Source organism: Streptomyces sp. NBC_01244, from assembly GCF_035987325.1.
Lineage (GTDB): Bacteria > Actinomycetota > Actinomycetes > Streptomycetales > Streptomycetaceae > Streptomyces.
This window is the reverse complement of sequence record NZ_CP108488.1, coordinates 1,157,401-1,175,193: the sequence shown is the minus strand read 5'-3', so window position 1 is coordinate 1,175,193 and position 17,793 is coordinate 1,157,401. Positions and strand designations below refer to the sequence as shown.

The 17,793-nt window shown below is 68.0% G+C and carries 12 protein-coding genes and 5 pseudogenes; 8 read left to right on the top strand and 9 right to left on the bottom strand.

The window, feature by feature from the left end:
* Positions 1-12: 12 nt before the first annotated feature.
* Together OG247_RS05050 and OG247_RS05045 are read left to right on the top strand one after the other, a co-directional pair.
* Complete coding sequence (locus OG247_RS05050) at positions 13-2,376, top strand: ATP-binding protein (RefSeq protein ID WP_327251063.1); 2,364 nt, start codon at positions 13-15, stop codon at positions 2,374-2,376.
* 233 nt (positions 2,377-2,609) lie between these two features.
* Positions 2,610-3,038, top strand: coding sequence for an ATP-binding protein (locus tag OG247_RS05045; protein ID WP_327251062.1), 429 nt, complete (start codon positions 2,610-2,612; stop codon positions 3,036-3,038).
* A 276-nt stretch (positions 3,039-3,314) separates the two neighbouring features.
* On the opposite strand, the pseudogene OG247_RS05040 reads toward OG247_RS05045, so the two are convergent.
* Positions 3,315-3,611: pseudogene (locus OG247_RS05040) on the bottom strand (FCD domain-containing protein); the annotation flags it as partial.
* Between the two features lie 293 nt (positions 3,612-3,904).
* On the opposite strand from OG247_RS05040, the pseudogene OG247_RS05035 reads away from it, so the two are divergent.
* A pseudogene (locus OG247_RS05035) lies at positions 3,905-4,054 on the top strand (ATP-binding cassette domain-containing protein); the annotation flags it as partial.
* Between the two features lie 385 nt (positions 4,055-4,439).
* On the top strand, positions 4,440-4,898 hold the full coding sequence (locus tag OG247_RS05030; RefSeq protein ID WP_327251060.1) for a transglycosylase SLT domain-containing protein: 459 nt from the start codon (positions 4,440-4,442) through the stop codon (positions 4,896-4,898).
* A gap of 443 nt (positions 4,899-5,341) precedes the next feature.
* On the opposite strand, the pseudogene OG247_RS05025 reads toward OG247_RS05030, so the two are convergent.
* The 3 genes and pseudogenes from OG247_RS05025 to melC1 form a co-directional block, all read right to left on the bottom strand.
* Positions 5,342-5,671: pseudogene (locus tag OG247_RS05025) on the bottom strand (IS630 family transposase); the annotation flags it as partial.
* Positions 5,672-5,865: 194 nt separating this feature from the next.
* Entirely contained in the window at positions 5,866-6,696 is an 831-nt protein-coding gene (gene melC2 / locus OG247_RS05020; RefSeq protein ID WP_327251059.1) for a tyrosinase MelC2, read from the bottom strand.
* Positions 6,697-6,768: 72 nt separating this feature from the next.
* Positions 6,769-7,191 (bottom strand): apotyrosinase chaperone MelC1, encoded by a 423-nt coding sequence (gene melC1, locus OG247_RS05015; protein WP_327251058.1) that lies wholly within the window; start codon positions 7,189-7,191, stop codon positions 6,769-6,771.
* 721 nt (positions 7,192-7,912) lie between these two features.
* Between melC1 and OG247_RS44745 the strand changes: the two genes are divergently transcribed.
* The 3 genes from OG247_RS44745 to OG247_RS05000 all read left to right on the top strand — a co-directional run bounded on the left by OG247_RS44745 (position 7,913) and on the right by OG247_RS05000 (position 11,901).
* A complete protein-coding gene (locus tag OG247_RS44745; protein ID WP_442813221.1) occupies positions 7,913-8,248 on the top strand; it encodes a heterodisulfide reductase-related iron-sulfur binding cluster in 336 nt (111 codons plus the stop codon).
* A gap of 638 nt (positions 8,249-8,886) precedes the next feature.
* The gene (locus OG247_RS05005; RefSeq protein ID WP_327251057.1) at positions 8,887-11,238 is read left to right on the top strand and encodes a discoidin domain-containing protein; all 2,352 of its coding nucleotides are present in this window, start codon (positions 8,887-8,889) and stop codon (positions 11,236-11,238) included.
* Between the two features lie 357 nt (positions 11,239-11,595).
* Positions 11,596-11,901: a cupin domain-containing protein gene (locus tag OG247_RS05000; protein WP_327251056.1), complete on the top strand. Its 306-nt coding sequence runs from the start codon at positions 11,596-11,598 to the stop codon at positions 11,899-11,901.
* Here the strand turns inward: OG247_RS05000 and OG247_RS04995 are convergent.
* The 4 genes and pseudogenes from OG247_RS04995 to OG247_RS04980 form a co-directional block, all read right to left on the bottom strand.
* Positions 11,834-12,061, bottom strand: a pseudogene (locus OG247_RS04995) (HD domain-containing protein); the annotation flags it as partial. The gene OG247_RS05000 and the pseudogene OG247_RS04995 overlap by 68 nt on opposite strands.
* A gap of 116 nt (positions 12,062-12,177) precedes the next feature.
* Complete coding sequence (locus OG247_RS04990) at positions 12,178-12,945, bottom strand: DUF317 domain-containing protein (protein ID WP_327251055.1); 768 nt, start codon at positions 12,943-12,945, stop codon at positions 12,178-12,180.
* Between the two features lie 364 nt (positions 12,946-13,309).
* Positions 13,310-15,634, bottom strand: a complete 2,325-nt coding sequence (locus OG247_RS04985) for an ATP-binding protein (RefSeq protein ID WP_327251054.1) — start codon at positions 15,632-15,634, stop codon at positions 13,310-13,312.
* A 393-nt stretch (positions 15,635-16,027) separates the two neighbouring features.
* Positions 16,028-16,221 (bottom strand): annotated as a pseudogene (locus OG247_RS04980) (transposase); the annotation flags it as partial.
* Between the two features lie 273 nt (positions 16,222-16,494).
* On the opposite strand from OG247_RS04980, the gene OG247_RS04975 reads away from it, so the two are divergent.
* Positions 16,495-16,968 carry a hypothetical protein gene (locus OG247_RS04975; protein WP_327251053.1) on the top strand — a complete coding sequence of 158 codons (474 nt, stop codon included), beginning with the start codon at positions 16,495-16,497 and terminating at the stop codon, positions 16,966-16,968.
* On the opposite strand, the gene OG247_RS04970 is transcribed toward OG247_RS04975, so the two are convergent.
* Entirely contained in the window at positions 16,926-17,777 is an 852-nt protein-coding gene (locus tag OG247_RS04970) for a class I SAM-dependent methyltransferase (protein ID WP_327251052.1), read from the bottom strand. The two genes, OG247_RS04975 and OG247_RS04970, sit on opposite strands and share 43 nt — an antisense overlap.
* Between the last annotated feature and the right edge of the window lie 16 nt (positions 17,778-17,793).

Genomic DNA, 17,793 nt, shown 5'->3' with positions numbered 1-17,793 from the left:
TAACCATCGAACATGGAAGACACCGTTCCGTCCCACCGCGGATCCGCCGGCGAGATGCCCGCCGAGCTGACGAGCTTCGTAGGGCGGACGGAGGACATCGGCAAGGTGAGTGCGCTGCTGTCCGAGTCCCGGCTGGTCACGCTGACCGGACCCGGTGGCATCGGCAAGACACGGCTCGCCCTGCAGGTGGCCACTCAGGTTCGCCGGTCGTTCCAGGATGGCATGCGCTTCGTCGACCTGGCGCCCCTGACGGACGGTGGTCTACTGGCCTACTCGCTGGTCGACGCACTGAGGATCGACAGCTCGGCCAGGGGCGGTGGGCTGGAGGCTGTCATTGCCTTCCTTCGCCAGCGGAGCATGCTCCTGGTGCTCGACAACTGCGAGCAGGTCGCTTCGGCCTGTGCGGAATTCATCCGTGTGGTCCTGCGGCGGGCCCCTGATGTCCGGATGCTGGTGACCAGTCGGCAGTCCTTGGGCATGAGCGGGGAGCCCGAGTGGCTGGTGAAGCCGCTTCCGGTACCGGCTCCGCAGGATCCGGGCGGTGGTCGTCCCATGACGCTTGCCGCTGCCGCCGAGTTTCCGGGGATCACGCTGTTCGCCCAGCGCGCCGCAGCCGCGAGCGGATTCCTCCTCTCGGAGGAGAACGTACCCACGGTCGCACTGGTCTGCCGTCGGCTGGACGGCCTGCCGCTGGCGATCGAGTTGGCCGCGGGCCTGACCCGGGTGCTGTCTCCGGGGCAGATCCTTCAACGTATCGAAAACCAGTTCGGGTTTCTGGCGACGGGGGACCGTGCGGTCCCCACCCGGCAACGCTCCTTGAGGGCCACCGTCGACTGGAGCCATGAGCTCTGTTCGGACGAGGAACGCCTGCTGTGGGCTCGGTCCTCCGTGTTCGCCGGCTGGTTCGGCCTGGCTGCGGCCGAGGACGTGTGCGGCGGGAAGGACCTGCCGGCCGGGCTGGTCCTCGAGACGGTCACCGGCCTCGCGGACAAGTCGATCCTGATGAGGGAGGAGAGGCTCGGAGACGTGCAGTACCGGTTTCTGGACACGCTCGCTCAGTACGGGCGGGAGCGTTTGCAAGAGTCCGGCCGTCAGGCTGAATTCGCCCGGCGGCATCGGAACTGGTTTCTGGCCTTGGCCACGCGGATGGAGAAGGAGTGGTTCGGCCCTGAGCAAGTCCGTTGGGCGGGGCGGATGCGGGCGATGCGCGCCGATCTGCGCGCCGCTCTCGAGTTCAGTCTCTCCACTCCCGGGGAGAGCCAGGCGGGCATTCGGATCCTTGCGGCCATGGACGCATGTTGGGTTGCGTCCGGGCCTGTAGGGGAAGGCCACCACTGGCTGAAGCGGGCGCTCGCGCTGGATACCGAGCCGTCACGTGCGCGGGCCGGCGCCTTGAGGACCCTGGGGCATCTTGCCTCCATCCAGGGCGATCAGGCCGCGTCCGCAGGAGCGCAGCGGGAGTGCGAGAGCCTCGCGGAGCGATTCGGGGACCGGCCACTGGAGGCGAGTTCCCTGGCCAGCCAAGGGCTGATCGCCCTGAGTGCTGGTGACCTGGCCGCGGCAGTCGAGCTGGGTGACCAAGCTCTGCGGCGCCTTGGAGAGGTGGACGGGACGGACTCGGACGAGGTGCAGGCCAAGGTACAGGCGCTCCTCCTGCTGGCCCTGGCCACGGACCAGCTCGGAGACTTCGACCAAGCCGCGGCAGCCGCCGAGGAGGCCCTCGGCTACTGCGTGAACAACGATGAGCAGTGGTTTCGCTCCTGGGCGCTCATCGCCCTCGGCTTCGCCGAACTCGGCCGACTCGATCCGATCGCAGCAGCCGGCCGAGGGCGTGAAGTCCTCCATATCGCGCAGGCCTTCAGGGACATCACGGGCACGGGTCTGGCCACCCTGCTCATGGCGGGGGCGGGCGTCGTCAGTGGCGAGAACGAGCGCGGCGCCATTCTTCTGGGCATCACCGAGAGGCTGGGCGAGAAGGCCACGCTGCTCAGGTCCATCGCCTTCTACGACAGCACGAGAAAGCTCTTCGGGAAGCTGGCCCGGGAGCAGCTCGGCGAGGGCTCGTTCGACGCCGCCGTGGCCCGCGGGCACGGCTTCGGCATCGACCAGGCGGTCGCTTACGCCCTCGGTGTGACCATCGGCGAGGATGCGGCTGCGCGGACCGGGTCCGCCGCATCCGGCAGGGAGCTCCTGAGCCGCCGGGAGTGGGGCGTCGCCACACAGGTCGCCCGGGGTCTGTCCAACAAGGAGATCGCCGCAGCACTGGCCATCTCGCAGCGCACCGCTGAGGGCCATGTCCAGAAGATCCTCGTCAAGCTCGGGTTCCGCTCCCGCGCACAGATCGCCTCCTGGATGGCCGGCCACCCGGACGCTTGAGCCCTGGGCGGTGGTCATTTAACGGCCGTCGGCGACGACGACCCTGGCGAGGCAGGCCCCGGCCCGCGTAGATCTTCCTACCCAGTGCCTGGAACGTGCTGCCGCACCTGCCATCCGGTACCCCAGGTACTACGCGGGTCGTACGTGGTGGCGAACAGGTAGTACTACGGCTGTGCGCGGCGGGTGGACCGGCGAATGTGGATACATCGTCCGATTCATCCCTTGGAGTCCTGATGACTACAGCAGCCGTTCGTACCCGGCCTTGCGTCGTAGGTGCCTCCGGGCCGGATCTGACCCTCAGCACGGATCACGTAGCGGGCATCAGCACGATGCGGCGGCGGCTGATCGAGACCCTCGGGGTCTGCGGATGTGCCGAGCTGATGGTCGACACGGCGGCGCTGCTGGCCACGGAGCTGCTCAGCAACGCACTGACGCATGCCGACGTGGGCGGTGAGCCGTTCCGGGTCCGGATGGACGTGTACTGGAGCGCGTGCGGTCTGACCATCGTGGTGACCGACCCGGACCCGCGGCTGCCGGTCGCCACGAGCGCCGACGACGACGCGGAGCACGGGCGGGGCCTCGAGCTGCTGCAGGCGCTGGCCACCCGCTGGGGTGCCTGCCCGGTCGCGGCCGGCAAGACCGTGTGGTGCCACATCGCCTGAGTGGCGATGGACCGCCGGACCCGGCCTGCCCATCGAGTGGCCCAAGATCTTACCGAAGCGAACCGAACCGAAGAGTAGGGGAGCACCCGATGTCTCGAACCTCGGACGATTCACCGGTCACGTTGTCGCCGCACCCGGCGTTCGATCCGGTCCGCATGAACCGGAGCGGCCGGCCGAATCGGCGCCAAGGGCGCTGGTCAGGCGTGCGCGGGAGCGGCGGATGTGGCTGCGCATGGCCGACTCGGCGATGTCGAGGTCCTCCGCGGCGAGCGCTTCCAGGATGCGATTGTGCTCCTGGCAGGTCTCGGTCGCCACGTCCTCCCGAGAGTGCAGCCGGTACAGGTGTGCGTGGGCGTGCAGGCGGTCGAGCATTCGGCGCATCAAGGCGCTTCCGCACGCGGCGGCGATGCGGTCGTGGAAGTGTGCGTCGTGATCGAGGAAGGACTGGCGGGACCCGCGGCTGCTGAAGCCGCGGGTGTCCCACAGCGCGGTGAGGTCTTCGGCCAGTGAGGCGAGCTCGGCCTCGGTGATCCTGCCGGCCGCCTTCCCCACCGCTGCCGGCTCGAGGATCATGCGCATCTCGAACAGTTCGCCGAACTCGCGGCGCCCAGCAGTGGGGCCGCCGCGTAGCCCGCGAAGGAGCGCCGGACGAGCAGTCCGTCCGGCTTAAGGCGGGCCAGTGCCTCGGGGATCGAGGTGGGGGAGACATCGAGCTCTTGGGCCAGCGCGTTGACGTTCACCATTTTTCGCCGGGTCGGCCGATGTCGTTCTCGACGAGTCTGAGCCGGATCGGCTCGCAGACCGTGTCCATCGGCATCTGCCTCGGTGATGTCACGTCCCGCGCCCTCGTCCTCTTCTGAGCCTCGGGTCAGCAGGTGGGCACCCTGTCGGGCGGAAACCAGCAGAAGGTAAGCCTCGCGAAGTGGCTTGCCGGCCAAACCGAGATGCTCATCATCGACGAGCCGACCTTCGGGATCGATGTCCGTACCAAGGTCGAGTTCCACGAACTCATCTGGGTCGACAACAACGACCACGACCACGACTACGAACCGATCCTTCCGGTCCTCCAAGCGGTGGCTACTTTCCACACGTCGGTGCACGCACACTCTCGCCACGACCGACGGACCCTACGCCGCACCTTGGGGCAGAACCGGATCTGTCCGACTGCGCCAGCGGGACACCTCCGCCGAGCACCCGTGGAAATCCTGCCCAGTGCGCACCCCCAGTGCGAGCCGGCCGGCTGGTCAGCTCACAGAACCACAGGCGGCCGGCCTCCCTCGCCACCAAGCCCCGGCTCGCCGGCCGGGCCACGCGCAGCGGACACGGGACGCGGCAGCTCACGGCGCACGAAAGGCCAAGCCCACATCCCCGCCCTCACGGTATCCACTGAAGGACGAAGCCATGCCTCCTTCCGCCCTTGCAAAGAGATTCGTTTCGAAAGTTCTCAAGAGTTCCGCTGGCGGGCTCACCGCAGCAGCGCTTCTCCTCGTCGTGAGCAACGTGGTCATGTCCGCCCAGGCATTCGCAGCACCTGCCGCTGACAAGCGAATTGGCGGTTGGATCAAGCACGCGCTGCTGGTGATGAAGGACAACGGAATTCCCGGAAGCTATGACGGCATCTACCGGAACCTCATGCGTGAGTCGAGCGGTGACGTCTTCGCCATCAACCTCTGGGACTCGAACGCCAAGGCAGGAATCCCGTCAAAGGGCCTCATGCAGGTCATCGATCCGACCTTCCGCGCCTACCACGTGGCCGGCACCTCGTGGGACGTCTACGACCCGATTGCCAACATCTCGGCAGCGTGCAATTACGCAGCCCACCGCTACGGGTCCATCGACAACGTCAACGGCCCCTACTGACAGCGGATCCGCGGCAGCTCCCTAGCGCGGAGCTGGCCAGGCCCGCCGACACCCATCGGACCGCTCACTCATGTCTGGGCAGCGCGTCCAGGAAGTAGACCCGGCTACCAAGGCGTCGTGCACCTCTCCCACACACCGGCCCCACACCGAGCAGCCCGGCTCGACGAGGGGCGATCACTGCCCTCATGCCGCTCCTCGCTCCACCTCCACACCACGCGACGGCTCGCACGTACGGTCCTCCCGCTCTTACTTCGTCCCCACGGAGCCCCTGATGCGCTACCCCCATGCCTCATCCCTCCCCCTCGACGGGCGGCGCTTTCTGAGCGGCCTCCTCGTGACCACCGCAGCCATCCCCCTCGTCGCTGTGGCGGGCGCGGCGCCCGCCACAGCCGCCGCACCGGACACCTGGGGCAGGGTCGCCGGGCCTCGATGCGGTTGAGTCAGGAGCGGTTGGTCGGTGTGTAGGCCATCTCGACGTTGTTCGCCGCCGACCAGGTGCCGACGCGCTGGCATCTCTTCGTGGTGAGGTGCGGGGAGAAGTTGTCGCTGACGATCGAGATGCGGACCTCCGGCGGGTAGAGGCTGCGCAGGTAGCGGCAGAACTTCAGGAACTGGGTGCGCTTCCTGACCGGCTTGATGTGGCCGTAGAGGTTGTTCTTGGCCAGGTCCAGGGCGGCGAACAGGTGCCGCACTCCGCCGTAGCGGTTGTAGGTCGCCCGGCGCCGGCGGCGGGGCTCACGGTCGGAATCCTTGTGCTTGCCGCCGAGTTCGGCCACACCCGAACCTGCTGGGCGCGATGCCCGCGGTCTGGAACGACCAGACTTGGGCGACCTACACCGAACTGCAGGTCCGCGGACTGATCGAGAAGACGCACCGGACTCGCGGCCACCCCGATCAGCATGCCGCTGCCTGTGACCACAATCCGCCGAGTCCGGCCGCCAAGGTCGTTGCCGGAACGCCGGGTCGGTCAGAACGCGCTGTCGTAGCGGTAGCGGCGCAAGTGATTGTGCATGTCGGCCGGCGTGGTGTCGTTCCACGGCTTCATCCGGTCCCCGAAAGCAACCACGTTGGGGGTCGCCGTGGTCGGCAGGTAGCCCTGATCGGGGTGCCGGGCGCGCCACTCGGCCCAGAGCTTGTCTATGAAGCAGTGGTGGAGCCAGAACACCGGGTCGTTCGGCGACATGCCTTCGGCCATGTTCCCGCCCACCCAGACGTGCACCCGGTTGTGAAGATTCACCCCGACCCAGCCCTCGAGCTGGTTGCGGAAGCTGCCGGAGGAGGAACTGTTCCAGGGCGCGGTGTCGTATGTCCCGACCGCGAGCACGGATTCCACGTCGGCACGTGTGGGCAGGCCGGCGGTGCTTGAGCCGAGCGAGCGCCGCAGGTAGTCCCGTGTGTCGGTGCGGACCGTGATGGGCCACTTGCCACCGCTGAAGGCGAACGGACCGGTGGTCACTTGGCGGTCGGTGGTCCGGCCGTTGCCGCCGAGCAGGTCGGGTCCCCACAGGCTGGCGTCGACCGTACGGTCGACGGTCCAGTCCCAGTACGGCAGGGTCACGTTGGGGTTGATCGACTGTAGATCAGCTTCGAACTGCAGCAGGAAGCGGCGGTGCCAGGGCAAGAACGACGGGGAGCGATGCCCGGTCCGCTCTCCGTTGTCCGTGTCTCCTGTGATGAAGGCGTTGTGGGTGGTGATGTAGCTGTCGTAGCGGCCTCGGCGCTTGAGTTCGAGGACGGCGGCGACAAAGTCGCTCTTCTCCGCGGCCGTGAGGGTGGCTTGGTTCTTGCGCGTTGCCATGCTCGGTGATCCTTGTCGATGGGCTGACAGCGGAAGGGTGGTACGGGCGATCTCTGCGGCTGAGGCGCGGGCTCAGCCGAGCGGAAGCAGAGACGCTCCCTGGAGCTCGATAACGGCAGCGCGGGCGAGGGCGCGCGGGCTGCCGAAGGTCTGGTAGTGGTGGATGACGCTGATCCAGGTGCCGTCGGCGTTCCGCATCGCGTGCAATTCCTGACCATCGATCAGGATGGTTTGGCTGCCGTGATTCTGGTGTCTGGCGGCGTGGGGCTGGCGTCTGGCGGCGAGCAATTGGTCTTCGGCGGCGGAAGTCCCCCGGATCCTGCGGCCGTGGTAGGTCTCGTCGAAGTCGGTCTCGGCATCGGTGGCTTCGGTGGCGCGGGCTGGTTCGGCAGCCGGGCCGGCCAGGCCGAGCACGGCGAGTCCAGCGGCGGCCAGTGTGCCCCCCGTACCCAGCAGCATTCGCCGTCGGGTCAGTTCGGTGCTGTCTTCGGGCATGGCAATTCCCCCCAGGGTGGCGACGCTGTCTGCGGCAACCGTTGCTGTGGTGATGGTCTATGACGATGAGTCGGATAACAGGCGGTCGGCAGGCTGCGCGGTCGTGATCGCAACGCGGCACTCGTGTCCGTAAGCGCGCTCGCTGCTCCGCAACGGCCTGTGGCCGGGGACGATAGGCGGGTGTGCGCGGAGAGGGCGATCGGTGGGCATCTCTCGCAGGATTGCTGCGCATTGCGCCAACCGACAACATGCGGTCCGGAGTACGACCCCCATGCGTACGATTGCAAGATTACACGCCATTCGAACAAGTTCTGTGCTCGATGCGCACAATTCCAGCTCTGGTCACATCTCCAAGACTTCGTAAATCGGGACATATCAATACCGTGTGACAGAAGTGCGCAACATTTCTGTCACAGAGACTTCGGCTGTCCTCGGCGCGAGGGGGCCTGCGAACTGCTGGAAGGTGTGGTCGAGGCCGAGGCGCGTAGCGTGCCATCTGGCGCATGCCGACCCCTGTGTCGGTCATTTTCGACTTCGGGACGTGGCGGTCGGGCGACCTTCGGCTGATCGGCGTGCCCTGGGGTCGTCACCCCGCACAGCACTCGCCGCGGACGGCGGAATGTCTGGCCTGCGACTGCCGACGGCCTCGTCGTGACGGCCGGGCACGGCTACCCCCGGGTCTCGGCACGGGATGACGCGCCTGCGAAGCAGGACGTCTGAGATGCGGATCGCACTATTCGCCACGTGCCTCACGAACACGCTCTACCCGTGGACCGGTCAGGCCGTGGTGAGCTTGCTGGAACGCCTCGTCCACGCCATCGAGGTGCCGTCCGCGCAGTCGTGCTGCGGGCAGATGCACTTCGACACCGGCTACCGCCGCGAGGTCGTGCCGATGGTCGCGGTTCGCCGAGGTCTTCGAAGGCCCTTGGTCACCATCGACATCGAACTCGATCGGGTGGAAGGCGTCCATGGACCGCACACCGACGAGATCGTCATCGTCCTCGACGACCGCCACGACACGGCATCCGCGGCAGACGAGGGCCTGCCCTTGCGGTGAACCTTCCCATCGTAGGAAGGTCCGCATCTCCCGAACCCAAGTGGTCTAGACCCTTGACGCCTGCATGGTCGTGGGTTGAGTATTCAGCAAAGATCGGATGTCAGTGCTGCACCGGTGGGACCCACCGGCATACCGCTCTTCCGGCGGCGAAGGTGTCGGGGACCGTGCCCGGCCTGATTGAGCTACGGCTGGTGCGCGGGGCCGCCGAATTCCGCAGCGGGCACGGCGACGTTCTCGACGCTTGGCGCGCGCAGGGTCGTGCGCCGCCGCCACACACGCCATCCGCCAAGACTCGGCGTGATGGTCGCCATGACCTCGGACGCGATCGAAGCCCGTAGGGGGCCAGGCATCGACCGGCGTCTGCTGACGGATCCGCCGACGCGGACTCCATCCGAGGAACACAACCGGCACCACTCCACCTGAAAGGACGCCATGAAAAGACCCCTCGCTGCCACACGGGCAGCAACGGTGGCCGTCGTTGTCCCCAGCCGCCTGACGGCAGCTCCGGCGGGATCGCGCATCGCGGTCCAGGCCTGTACCTCGACCGGCGAGACCACCTGCGTGGTTCCGGCCGGGCGAAGGGCCCCTGAGGCGGGCTCAGGCAAGTGTTCCCCTTCTTCCCGGCGGGAGGTCCGCAGATGAATACCACTTGGCGCGCGCGTCTGTCGCAATTCTTGGTGGTCGGCGTGGTCGTGGCGGGGCTGGCACCCGCGGCCGGCGCGGCACAGTCGGCCGAGGTGAATTCGGCACCGCCCGGTGTGGTGCCCGCCCTGCAGAAGTGGACGGGGGGAACCGGACGGCTGGTACTGTCCGCGAACAGCCGGGTCGTCGTGCCGGCGGCAGCTCCGGCCGGGCTGCAGCAAGTGGCACAGCAGCTGGCGGCGGACGTGGCCGAGATGACCACGCTGCATCCCACCGTCGTCACCGGGACGCCCGCGGCCGGGGACATATCCCTCCGTGTCGACGCGGCAGCGGACTTCGGGGCGGCCAAGCCCGAGTTGAAGCCCGAGGCGTACCGCCTCGCCGTCGGTTCCACCGTCGAGATCGTCGGCGGGAGCGACAAGGGCGCCTACTACGGCTCGCGCAGCCTGGTGCAGGCCGTGGTCAGCTCATCCGACCACCTGAGTCTCCCGGTGGGCACCGCGGTCGACTACCCGGACTACGCCGTGCGCGGGTTCATGCTCGATGTTGGGCGGCGGTTCTTCACGCCCCAGTACATCCAGTCCACGCTGCGCTGGATGGGGTGGCTGAAGATGAACACCCTGCAGATCCACCTCAACGACAACGGGTTCGCCTCGAAGTACGACAATGACTACTCGAAGACCCCGGCGGCCTTCCGGCTGAAGGGCACCAACCCGGAGTTCGCGGGCCTCGCGGCGACGGACGGGTCCTACTCGCGTACCGACTGGGACGGCTTCGAGAGCACCGCCGCGAAGAACGCGATCACGATCATCCCTGAGATCGACGCGCCCGCGCACTCCCTCGCGTTCATCCACTTCAAGCCCGAGCTGGGGCTCAACGGTGGGAATTCCGACCACCTGGACCTGAGCAAGCCCGCCACCACCGCCTTCATGAAGAGCTTGTTCGCCGAGTTCACGCCGTGGTTCAAGGGCCCGACCGTGCACATCGGCATCGACGAGTATCCGAGCGACAAGACGGCCGAGTACAAGGCCTACGTCAACACCATCGCCCCGTACGTGCGATCTCTCGGCAAGAAGGTCAACGCCTGGGGCAGCTTCACCCAGATGTCCGGGGGTGGTGCGGGCTACGACAAGGACATGGTGATCAACAGCTGGAACAACGACTGGTACTCACCCAAGGCCGCCATCGCCGACGGCTACAAGGTGATCAACTCCAACGACGCTCTGCTCTACGTGGTGCCGTTCGCGCCTTATTACCACGGCCAAGGCCTCGACGGCGGCTGGATCTTCAACAGCTGGGCCCCCAACATCTTCGGAGGCAGCAACAACCTTCCCGCGCAGGACCCGAACCTGCTCGGTGGGATGCCCGCGGTCTGGAACGACCAGACCTGGGTGGACTACACCGAGCTGCAGGTCCACGGGCTGATCGAGAAGAGCTTTGCCGCGCTGGCCCAGAAGATGTGGTCGCCGACGGCGGGAGGGACGGACTATTCGGCCTTCCTCCTCAAGGTCGCGACGGTCGGCCAGGGGCCGGGCACGAGCTACCTGCCCGAGACCGTCATGCTCAACCGCAACCCCAGTGACCTCGCCTACGGGCGCCCGGCGACCGCGTCCTCGTCGGAGACGAGCGGGCTCGGCGCGGCGAACGCGGTGGACGGCCTGGACGTGAGCCGATGGGCGAGTTCCTACAGCGACAGCCAGTGGCTGAAGGTCGACCTCGGCAGCTCCAAGTCCTTCAACTCGGTCCGTCTGAACTGGCAGAACGCCTACGGCAAGGACTACGACATCCAGACGTCCGCCGATGGCACGACCTGGACCACCGTGGCCCAGCGCCGTGGTCTGACGGCCTCGGGTCTGGACACGTTGACCTTCCCCCCCGCGACCGGCCGGTACGTCCGGATGCAGGGCATCACCCGCGGAACGTCGTTCGGCTACTCGCTGTTCTCGTTCGAGGTCATCAGCGACGACCTTGCGCGGGGCCGCACGGCGACCGCGTCCTCGTCCGAGACGAGCGGGCTCGGCGCGGCGAACGCGGTGGACGGCCTGGACACGACCCGCTGGGCGAGTTCCTACAGCGACAGCCAGTGGCTGAAGGTCGACCTCGGGAGCTCCAAGACGGTCAAGTCGGTCCGCCTGAACTGGGAGGGTGCCTACGGCAAGGACTACGACATCCAGACCTCCGCCGATGGCACCACCTGGACCACCGTGGCGCAGCGCCGCAGTCGGACGACCGCGGGTGTGGACACGGTGACCTTCCCGGCCGCGACCGGCCGGTACGTCCGGATTCAGGGCATCACCCGTGGCACTGGCTACGGCTACTCGCTCTACTCCTTCGAGGTCCGGGCCTGACAACAACGGTGGGCCACCACCTGCTGGTGGTGGCCCACCGGCAGGTGGCTGTGATCGCTGCGAGGAGCCGCCGGCCGTCACTCCAGGGCAACGGGCCCGCCGCGCCACCGCGCGGCGGTCCCGCCAGTACTGCCCGTTACAACTGCAGCCTGTCCGGCTCCCACTGCCGCGCTTCCGAGGGCTGCGCCCGCGCACAACGTGCCTCGAGGGAACGGCATTTGGAGTCCCTGAAGCCGTGGCGCGGATGGTGCTCCAGTGCTGGGCGTTCCCTGTCGCTGGTCCATTGACGCGGGCCGCAGTCCGCCCCTAACCTTGCTGCTTTGTTAGGGAAAGCCCCTTCCGTAAAGAGGAGCTGACATGAATGATCAGCTTCCAGGCGGGGTGGGGATCTCCTTACTCCGGGTGTACGGCGGGAAGCCGGCGGCAGACGGTCTGGTGGGCGGGTCGCCCCATATGCACCTTGCTTGTTCCGAGGGGTACTACGTCGTCTCGGGTCGCGGAATGGTCCGGACGTCGAACTCCCGCGGCAGCACTGACACCCGGCTGGAGCCGGGTGCGGTCGTGTGGTTCGACCCGGGGACCATTCACCGTTCGGTCAACGATGAAGACTTGACGATTTGCTCAGTGCGGCGTCGGCAAGGGCCTTCGAGGACGGTGTCTTGAGGGAGGCGAGGCTGGTGTCGATCCAGTTCTGGGTGAGGCTGTAGCCCTGCTCCCGGTACTCCACTGCCTGGACCAGGCACTCCAGCTTGTCGGCGTCGCGGGCGACGATCGCCTCCGGGGTCGTGCCGGCCTCGTACTCGTCGACGGCGCTCTGTGCGCCGTCTGACGCTCGTGCTCACAGCAACACTCCACGGTTCCCGTGGACATCCCCCAGCACCGAGCTGCCCTGCGAGCTGCAGGCATCACAGCGGCATCGGTTCGACCGGGTTCGCCGGTTCAGCGCCTGTGCGCAGGTCGATGCATCGCGGCCGGGGGTGAGGCTGCAACCGGCTTCTGGGCGAGATGGAGGGCAGGGTCGGCGTGGCGTGGGGGCGGCCGATGACTGTAGCCGTGAGCCAGTTCGAAGGTGACGTCCTGGATGAGGGCCGTGGGAGCGTGCGTGGAGAGGTGGATGGTCCAGGTGGGGCTGTTGACCGTGCTGCCGCCCCAGATGGTCCAGGCTGGCAGGACGTTGCCTTGCTTGACGAGAGTATCGAAGCGCAGGCCTGCCCCGTCGGTCGTGGGTGCCGTCCAGTCGATCAGCCGGGCTCCGACCTTCAAGGGCCAGCCCGCGTCTTCCAGGGGGCGGGACGCACGGGCGAGGTCTTCCTCCTTGACGGGGGTGCTGGGGTTCAGGCCCCAGGAGTCCTCGGTGCTGAGGCTGTTGAGGAGGATGCGCGTGATCTCGACGGGGGTGGCCGGGGTAGCGGTGGCGTGCCAGAGGCGATCGCCGACGGGTGACTCGTAGGCGGCGATCGTCCAGGCGCTGTCGCCGTGGGTGGCCTCGTGGAGGAACTCGACGCGCAGAGTGAGGGACTCGTGGCTGGCGATGGTGGTCTCGTCGTGAGGCCGCCATTTCTCCCATTCTCCGTTGGCGGCGAAGAAGTCGTTCAGGAGGGCTTCGTGGTCGCCAGGACCGTTGGCGTACACAGGTACCAGCTGTGGCGTCTCCTCGGCTGCGACGAGCGACGGCGCTGCCGTCGGGGCCGTGGACGACGGTGCCATGCCCAGGATTTCGAAGGCGTCACGCTCGATGTCGGTGAGAGGGTCCGGTCCGGGGCGGACCGCAACGGTGTGGCGGCGGTGGAAGTCGGCTACGGACTCGGCTTCGGAGGCGTAGTCCGTCTCCTCTGTGCGGAGATGGTCCTCACCGTGGAGGTGGAGAACGAACAGCCTAAGACCCGTCGCCAGAAGGCTGCCAGCTCGATCCGATTCAAGCCCGTCGGGACCCGGTAGGTTCCGTGCTGCTCGACGTGCTGCCGGATCCTCTCCACGATGGTTCCGCTGGACCCCGAGAAGCCGCCGACGGAGCCGCCGGGCCACCCGCTCGCGCCCGGCGGGTCACGCTGACCCGCGGGATGCGGCAGAGTCAGTTGCCCTGCTGGGCAGCCCAGGCTGCGATGTTGGCGCGGGAGGTGAAGCCGAGCTTGGTGAGGATGTGCTCAACATGTCCTTCGACCGTGCGCGGGGAGAGCACCAGCTCCGCCGCGATCTGCTTGTTGGACATTCCCTGCGCCACCAGCGCTGCGACCTGTCGTTCGCGGGCCGTCAGCGGACTGGATTCCTCCTGCGCCGTGGCCGGCTCGGGCGGGGCCTCGGTGCCGAGTGCGTAGTCGAGCGCTGCGTCGAGGTCGAAGGACAGCCCGCGGGCTACGGCGGCCTCGTAAGGCGCCTCGCCGAGTGCTTCTCGCATCTGGGAGACGAAAGCTTCGATGACGGCGGACTCATCCTTGTGGGCAAAGGAGAGACCGAAGGCGCGGCGGATCCGCTCACGCGCTCCGACCAGTACGGCGCTGCGTGCGAAATCGCCCATGGCCGCCGTGGAGCACAACACAAGCGTCATGGCCGGGGAGAGGCCGACCGCATCGTTGAACTCACGCCAGATTCGCATGGCCTCCCGCGAGTGCTCGATCACAGCTGTGTTCGCTCCTACGCCGAACTCCGCGCAGATTTGGCCTTGGAGTGCCCAGGACAGGTGGTAGCGCTCCCCGGACTCCGCGCTGCAGCGTTGCGCCGCCTCGTAGTCGCGGAGCGCCGCCTCGTAGTCGCCGAGCATCCCATGGGCGACAGCCATATAGCTGACCGTCTCTACGCGCTCCAGGCGTCCGGCGTACTCGGGGATCGTCAGCGCGCTCTCGGCGTGGGCGAGCCCTGCGGCGTAGTCGCCGCGGACCAGCGCCAACCCCGCCTCGGAGGTGATTGCGCACGCCTCCATGAACGGGTCCTGCAGTTGACGCGCCAGGGTCCCGCATTCCCGCAGGGCGGCCTCGGCGGCAGCAAAATCGTATTGACCGGTACAGATCTTGCCCAGGTTGCGCAGGGACATGACGCGCGCCGGGGTGGGTTCCTCATCCGCCGCCAGGGCCCGCTCCAGCCACCGCCGCGCCTCCGTCAGCTGGCCGCCCGTGTGCCAGTAGGGGATGAGTGCGGCGTTGAACCGCAGCCCCATCTGCTCTTCCCCCGGCGTCGACAGGCAGTATTCCATCGCGGCGCGTAGGTTCGGGTACTCACGGTGCAGGCGCTGGGAACACGACAGCTGCTCCGCACTGAACCACCGCGTCGCCAGCTCCTCGGCCCACTGAACGAACCAGTCACGGTGACGCCGGACGAGCTGTTCTTCCGCGCCGGCTTGGCGCAGCCGGTCGCGCCCGTACTGGGCGAGGGTTTCCAGCAGCCGGTACTGCCCCTCCCCCTGTTGTTCCTCGTGCACGAGGACCGATTTGTCCACCAGGCCGACGATCCCCTCCAGGACCTGCTCGCGTGGCAGGTCCTCGCCCGAGCAGACGCCCTCGGCCGCTTCGAGACCGAATCGGCCGGCGAAGACCGAGGCCCGGGCCCACAGCAGACGCTCCTGCGGCGAGCAGAGCTCGTAGCTCCAGTCGATCGCCGCCTCCAGCGTGCGATGCCGGGCCGGCGCCGCACGGTCCAGGGTGCCGATGGAGCCCAGCCGATCATCGAAGCGCCGGACCAGCTGCCCCGGGGAGAACATCCGCGTCTGGACCGCGGCCAGCTCGATGGCCAGCGGCAGCCCGTCCAGCCTGCGGCACAACCGGGCCACGTCTCCCCAGTCCTCCCTGACCACCGAGACCCCGCTCACCGCGGCGGCCCGCTCGGCGAACAGCGCCAGCGCCGGATATTCCGCAGGCCTCGACGACCCCCGCTCGGACTCCGGTGCGTCGACGGCACGTGGCACGGGCAGGGACGGCACCCGCCACACGTACTCCCCGGTGACCCATAGCCGCTCACGGCTCGTCGCCAGCACCCGCACCCGCGGAGCCTCACGAATTACGGCATTGATCAGCACCCCACACGCATCGGCGATCTGCTCACAGTTGTCGAGAACAAGCAGCATCTGCCGCTCACGCAGGAACTCCGCAATGATCTCCGACGTCCCACGAGCCGACTGGTCACAAATCCGCAAACTCTCCGCCACCGACGACTCCAGCGCCGCCGGATCCAACACCGACGACAGATCGACGAAACACACACCATCCGCGAAAGCCCGCCGAAGCTCCCCCGCCACCCGCACCGCCAGCCGCGTCTTACCCACACCCCCGACACCCGTCAAAGTCACCACCCGAGCCTCGGACAGCACCCTCTTGACGGCACCCACCTCCTGCCGCCGCCCCACAAAGCTCGTCAGCTCAACCGGCAGGTCGGCATCCCCCCAGCGAGTCACCACAGAAGCTGTCATATCCGGCACGTTAGTACGTCCAGCCACTGCGTCAACGCACGCCCCGCACCACTGGTGCCACCGAGTACGCGGGGAGACCGCTGGCGGTACGCGGCGCCGGTGTACGCGCCCCGCAGAGCCACCTGGGTGGAGCAGCAGGGAGTCACCCGCACCGTCCCGGGAGCCCCGATGATCACAGCAGCCGTTCAGCTCCGGCCCGCCCCGGCGGCCCGCAGCCGGACCTGACTCTGGCCCCGAAAGCGGGTTGGGGAGGTCACCGTTGTTCAGATCGGCGAGGTCGGCGTGGGCTGCTCGAGGGCTTTGGGGTGCCTCGCGGTTGGTGTGCTCGGCAAAGGCCCAGTAGGTCCCGGCGACGGACGGGTTCTGCCGCTTGCGCTTGCTGAATCACCAGCGGGTGGTCATGGAGACCTCGGCTCCGTAGACCTCGGCCAGGTGGGGGAGATCCCGTCGTGGGTCAGGCCCTTCGCGCAGAGCGACAGGACGATCTCGTCGACGCCCGTCAGCCGACGCTGACGCTTCTTGACGATCTGCGGTTCGAACGCTCCCTGGCGATCCAGCGGCGTTGCCCGCAGGATCGTGCCGGTCATAGCCGAGTTGATCCTGTGAACTCGCCCGTGAAGCTCTTGTTGTGCGCGCGGACGAGCTGTCGGGGACGTGGCTCACCGGGTGGCCAGCGGTTGCCCATCCCGTGGATTGTTCCCGACCGTTCCCTGGGTTGGGCGCTGTCGCGGGAGGCGAAGCGGAAGGGCGGAGAAGCAGGCTGAGTTCCGCCTCTCGGGCCCGTTTAGCACTGGGTGTTGGCTGGCGCGCCGCGGTGAGTAAATTCGAGTGCACGACCCGCCCCAGGATGCCGTAGGAGGTTGGCCAGCCCGTCCGCGCCTCTGGTGAGACGGGCCCTTGCAGTCGGTGTCCAGGAACCGCCGGCCGATCTGTCGAGTCATGGGCTGTGGGGTGCCGAGTCGCTCTGCGCCGACGAGCAGATTCCACGGCTCGACACTCGTGGTCACCACTCGATGTGTGAGTTCCCAGGGATCGCCGGCGAGACGGCCGCGCACGACGGCCTCGTCGGAGGCCTTCGCGATCAGAAGGGCTCGGATGTGGTCGTGCCCGCTGGCGGCGAGCGGGCCGGCGAACAGTACGACGCCCTCGTCCGCGAGGCTGTCCATGAAAGCGGCGTGGTCCTTCACAGCAGGCTGCTCGAAGGAGCCTTGGCCATCGATCCAGCTCGGACCGGCTTCACGGGTGACGGCGAACAGGCTCAGGGTCTTTCCCTTTCCCTCCCGCCGGAGCGTCACGGGCGGGTCGCCCGGATGGTCCAGGTCGCCGAGGCGTAGTGGACGCCGCCGGCGGTTTCGTGGGCGGTGAGGGTGGCACTCAGGTCGTCGATGGCGCGCCGCCGGCCCGCGTCGTCGAGTCCGTCGAGCATCCAGCCGAGCATGCCGAGTATGAACCGCTCCGCGTCGTCGGCGTCCTCGCCGAACCACATCGCCTCGCTGTGGGGTTCCAGCTCGATGTCGGTGAAGCCGGCGGTCTTGAGGATGGCCCGGACCCGATCCGGGTCGGCGAGCCCGAACGGTCCGGGAGCGCCGGGCGAGGGTGTGGGCAGCGAGCGTCCGGCGGCCAGGGCCCGGGTGAACGAGAGGAACCACTCGTTGTCCGCCGGTGCCTGCCAGACCAGTTGGACGAGGCGTCCGCCGGGCCGCAGCGCGCCGGCGATGTTGCGGAAGGCAGCGACCGGGTCGGCGAAGAACATCGTCCCGGTGCGGCTGACGGCCACGTCGAACGCCGCGGCGGGGAAGGGGTGGACCTGGGCGTCGGCCTGGACGAACTCGGCGTTGTGCAGTCCTTCGGCGGCCGCGCGCTGCCGTGCCACCCGCAGCATCGCCGCCGACAGGTCCACGCCCAGGGCCCGCCCGCCGCTCGCCCGTAGCGCGGCGTCGCGGGTGGTCTGGCCGGTGCCGCAGCCGATGTCCAGCACCTGGTCGGTGGCGGACATGCCGGCCGCGGCGAGGAGGTGCGGGCGATGGGCGCGGATCGCCCGGTCGTACCGATCGGCGTGTTCCGCCCAGTAGGCGCCTTCCTGGCCGTCCCAGGCACGGGCCTGTTCGGTGTTGGCGGGATCGACCCGAAGAGTGCTGATCATGACCACTACCGCCTAT

Excerpts from the sequence above, each read along its gene's own strand:
- OG247_RS05050 (WP_327251063.1), top strand. The coding sequence starts at position 13 with ATGGAAGACACCGTTCCGTCCCACCGCGGATCCGCCGGCGAGATGCCC.
- OG247_RS05045 (WP_327251062.1), top strand. The coding sequence starts at position 2,610 with ATGACTACAGCAGCCGTTCGTACCCGGCCTTGCGTCGTAGGTGCCTCC.
- OG247_RS05030 (WP_327251060.1), top strand. The coding sequence starts at position 4,440 with ATGCCTCCTTCCGCCCTTGCAAAGAGATTCGTTTCGAAAGTTCTCAAG.
- melC2 (WP_327251059.1), bottom strand. The coding sequence starts at position 6,696 with ATGGCAACGCGCAAGAACCAAGCCACCCTCACGGCCGCGGAGAAGAGC.
- melC1 (WP_327251058.1), bottom strand. The coding sequence starts at position 7,191 with ATGCCCGAAGACAGCACCGAACTGACCCGACGGCGAATGCTGCTGGGT.
- OG247_RS44745 (WP_442813221.1), top strand. The coding sequence starts at position 7,913 with ATGCGGATCGCACTATTCGCCACGTGCCTCACGAACACGCTCTACCCG.
- OG247_RS05005 (WP_327251057.1), top strand. The coding sequence starts at position 8,887 with ATGAATACCACTTGGCGCGCGCGTCTGTCGCAATTCTTGGTGGTCGGC.
- OG247_RS05000 (WP_327251056.1), top strand. The coding sequence starts at position 11,596 with ATGAATGATCAGCTTCCAGGCGGGGTGGGGATCTCCTTACTCCGGGTG.
- OG247_RS04990 (WP_327251055.1), bottom strand. The coding sequence starts at position 12,945 with ATGGCACCGTCGTCCACGGCCCCGACGGCAGCGCCGTCGCTCGTCGCA.
- OG247_RS04985 (WP_327251054.1), bottom strand. The coding sequence starts at position 15,634 with ATGACAGCTTCTGTGGTGACTCGCTGGGGGGATGCCGACCTGCCGGTT.
- OG247_RS04970 (WP_327251052.1), bottom strand. The coding sequence starts at position 17,777 with ATGATCAGCACTCTTCGGGTCGATCCCGCCAACACCGAACAGGCCCGT.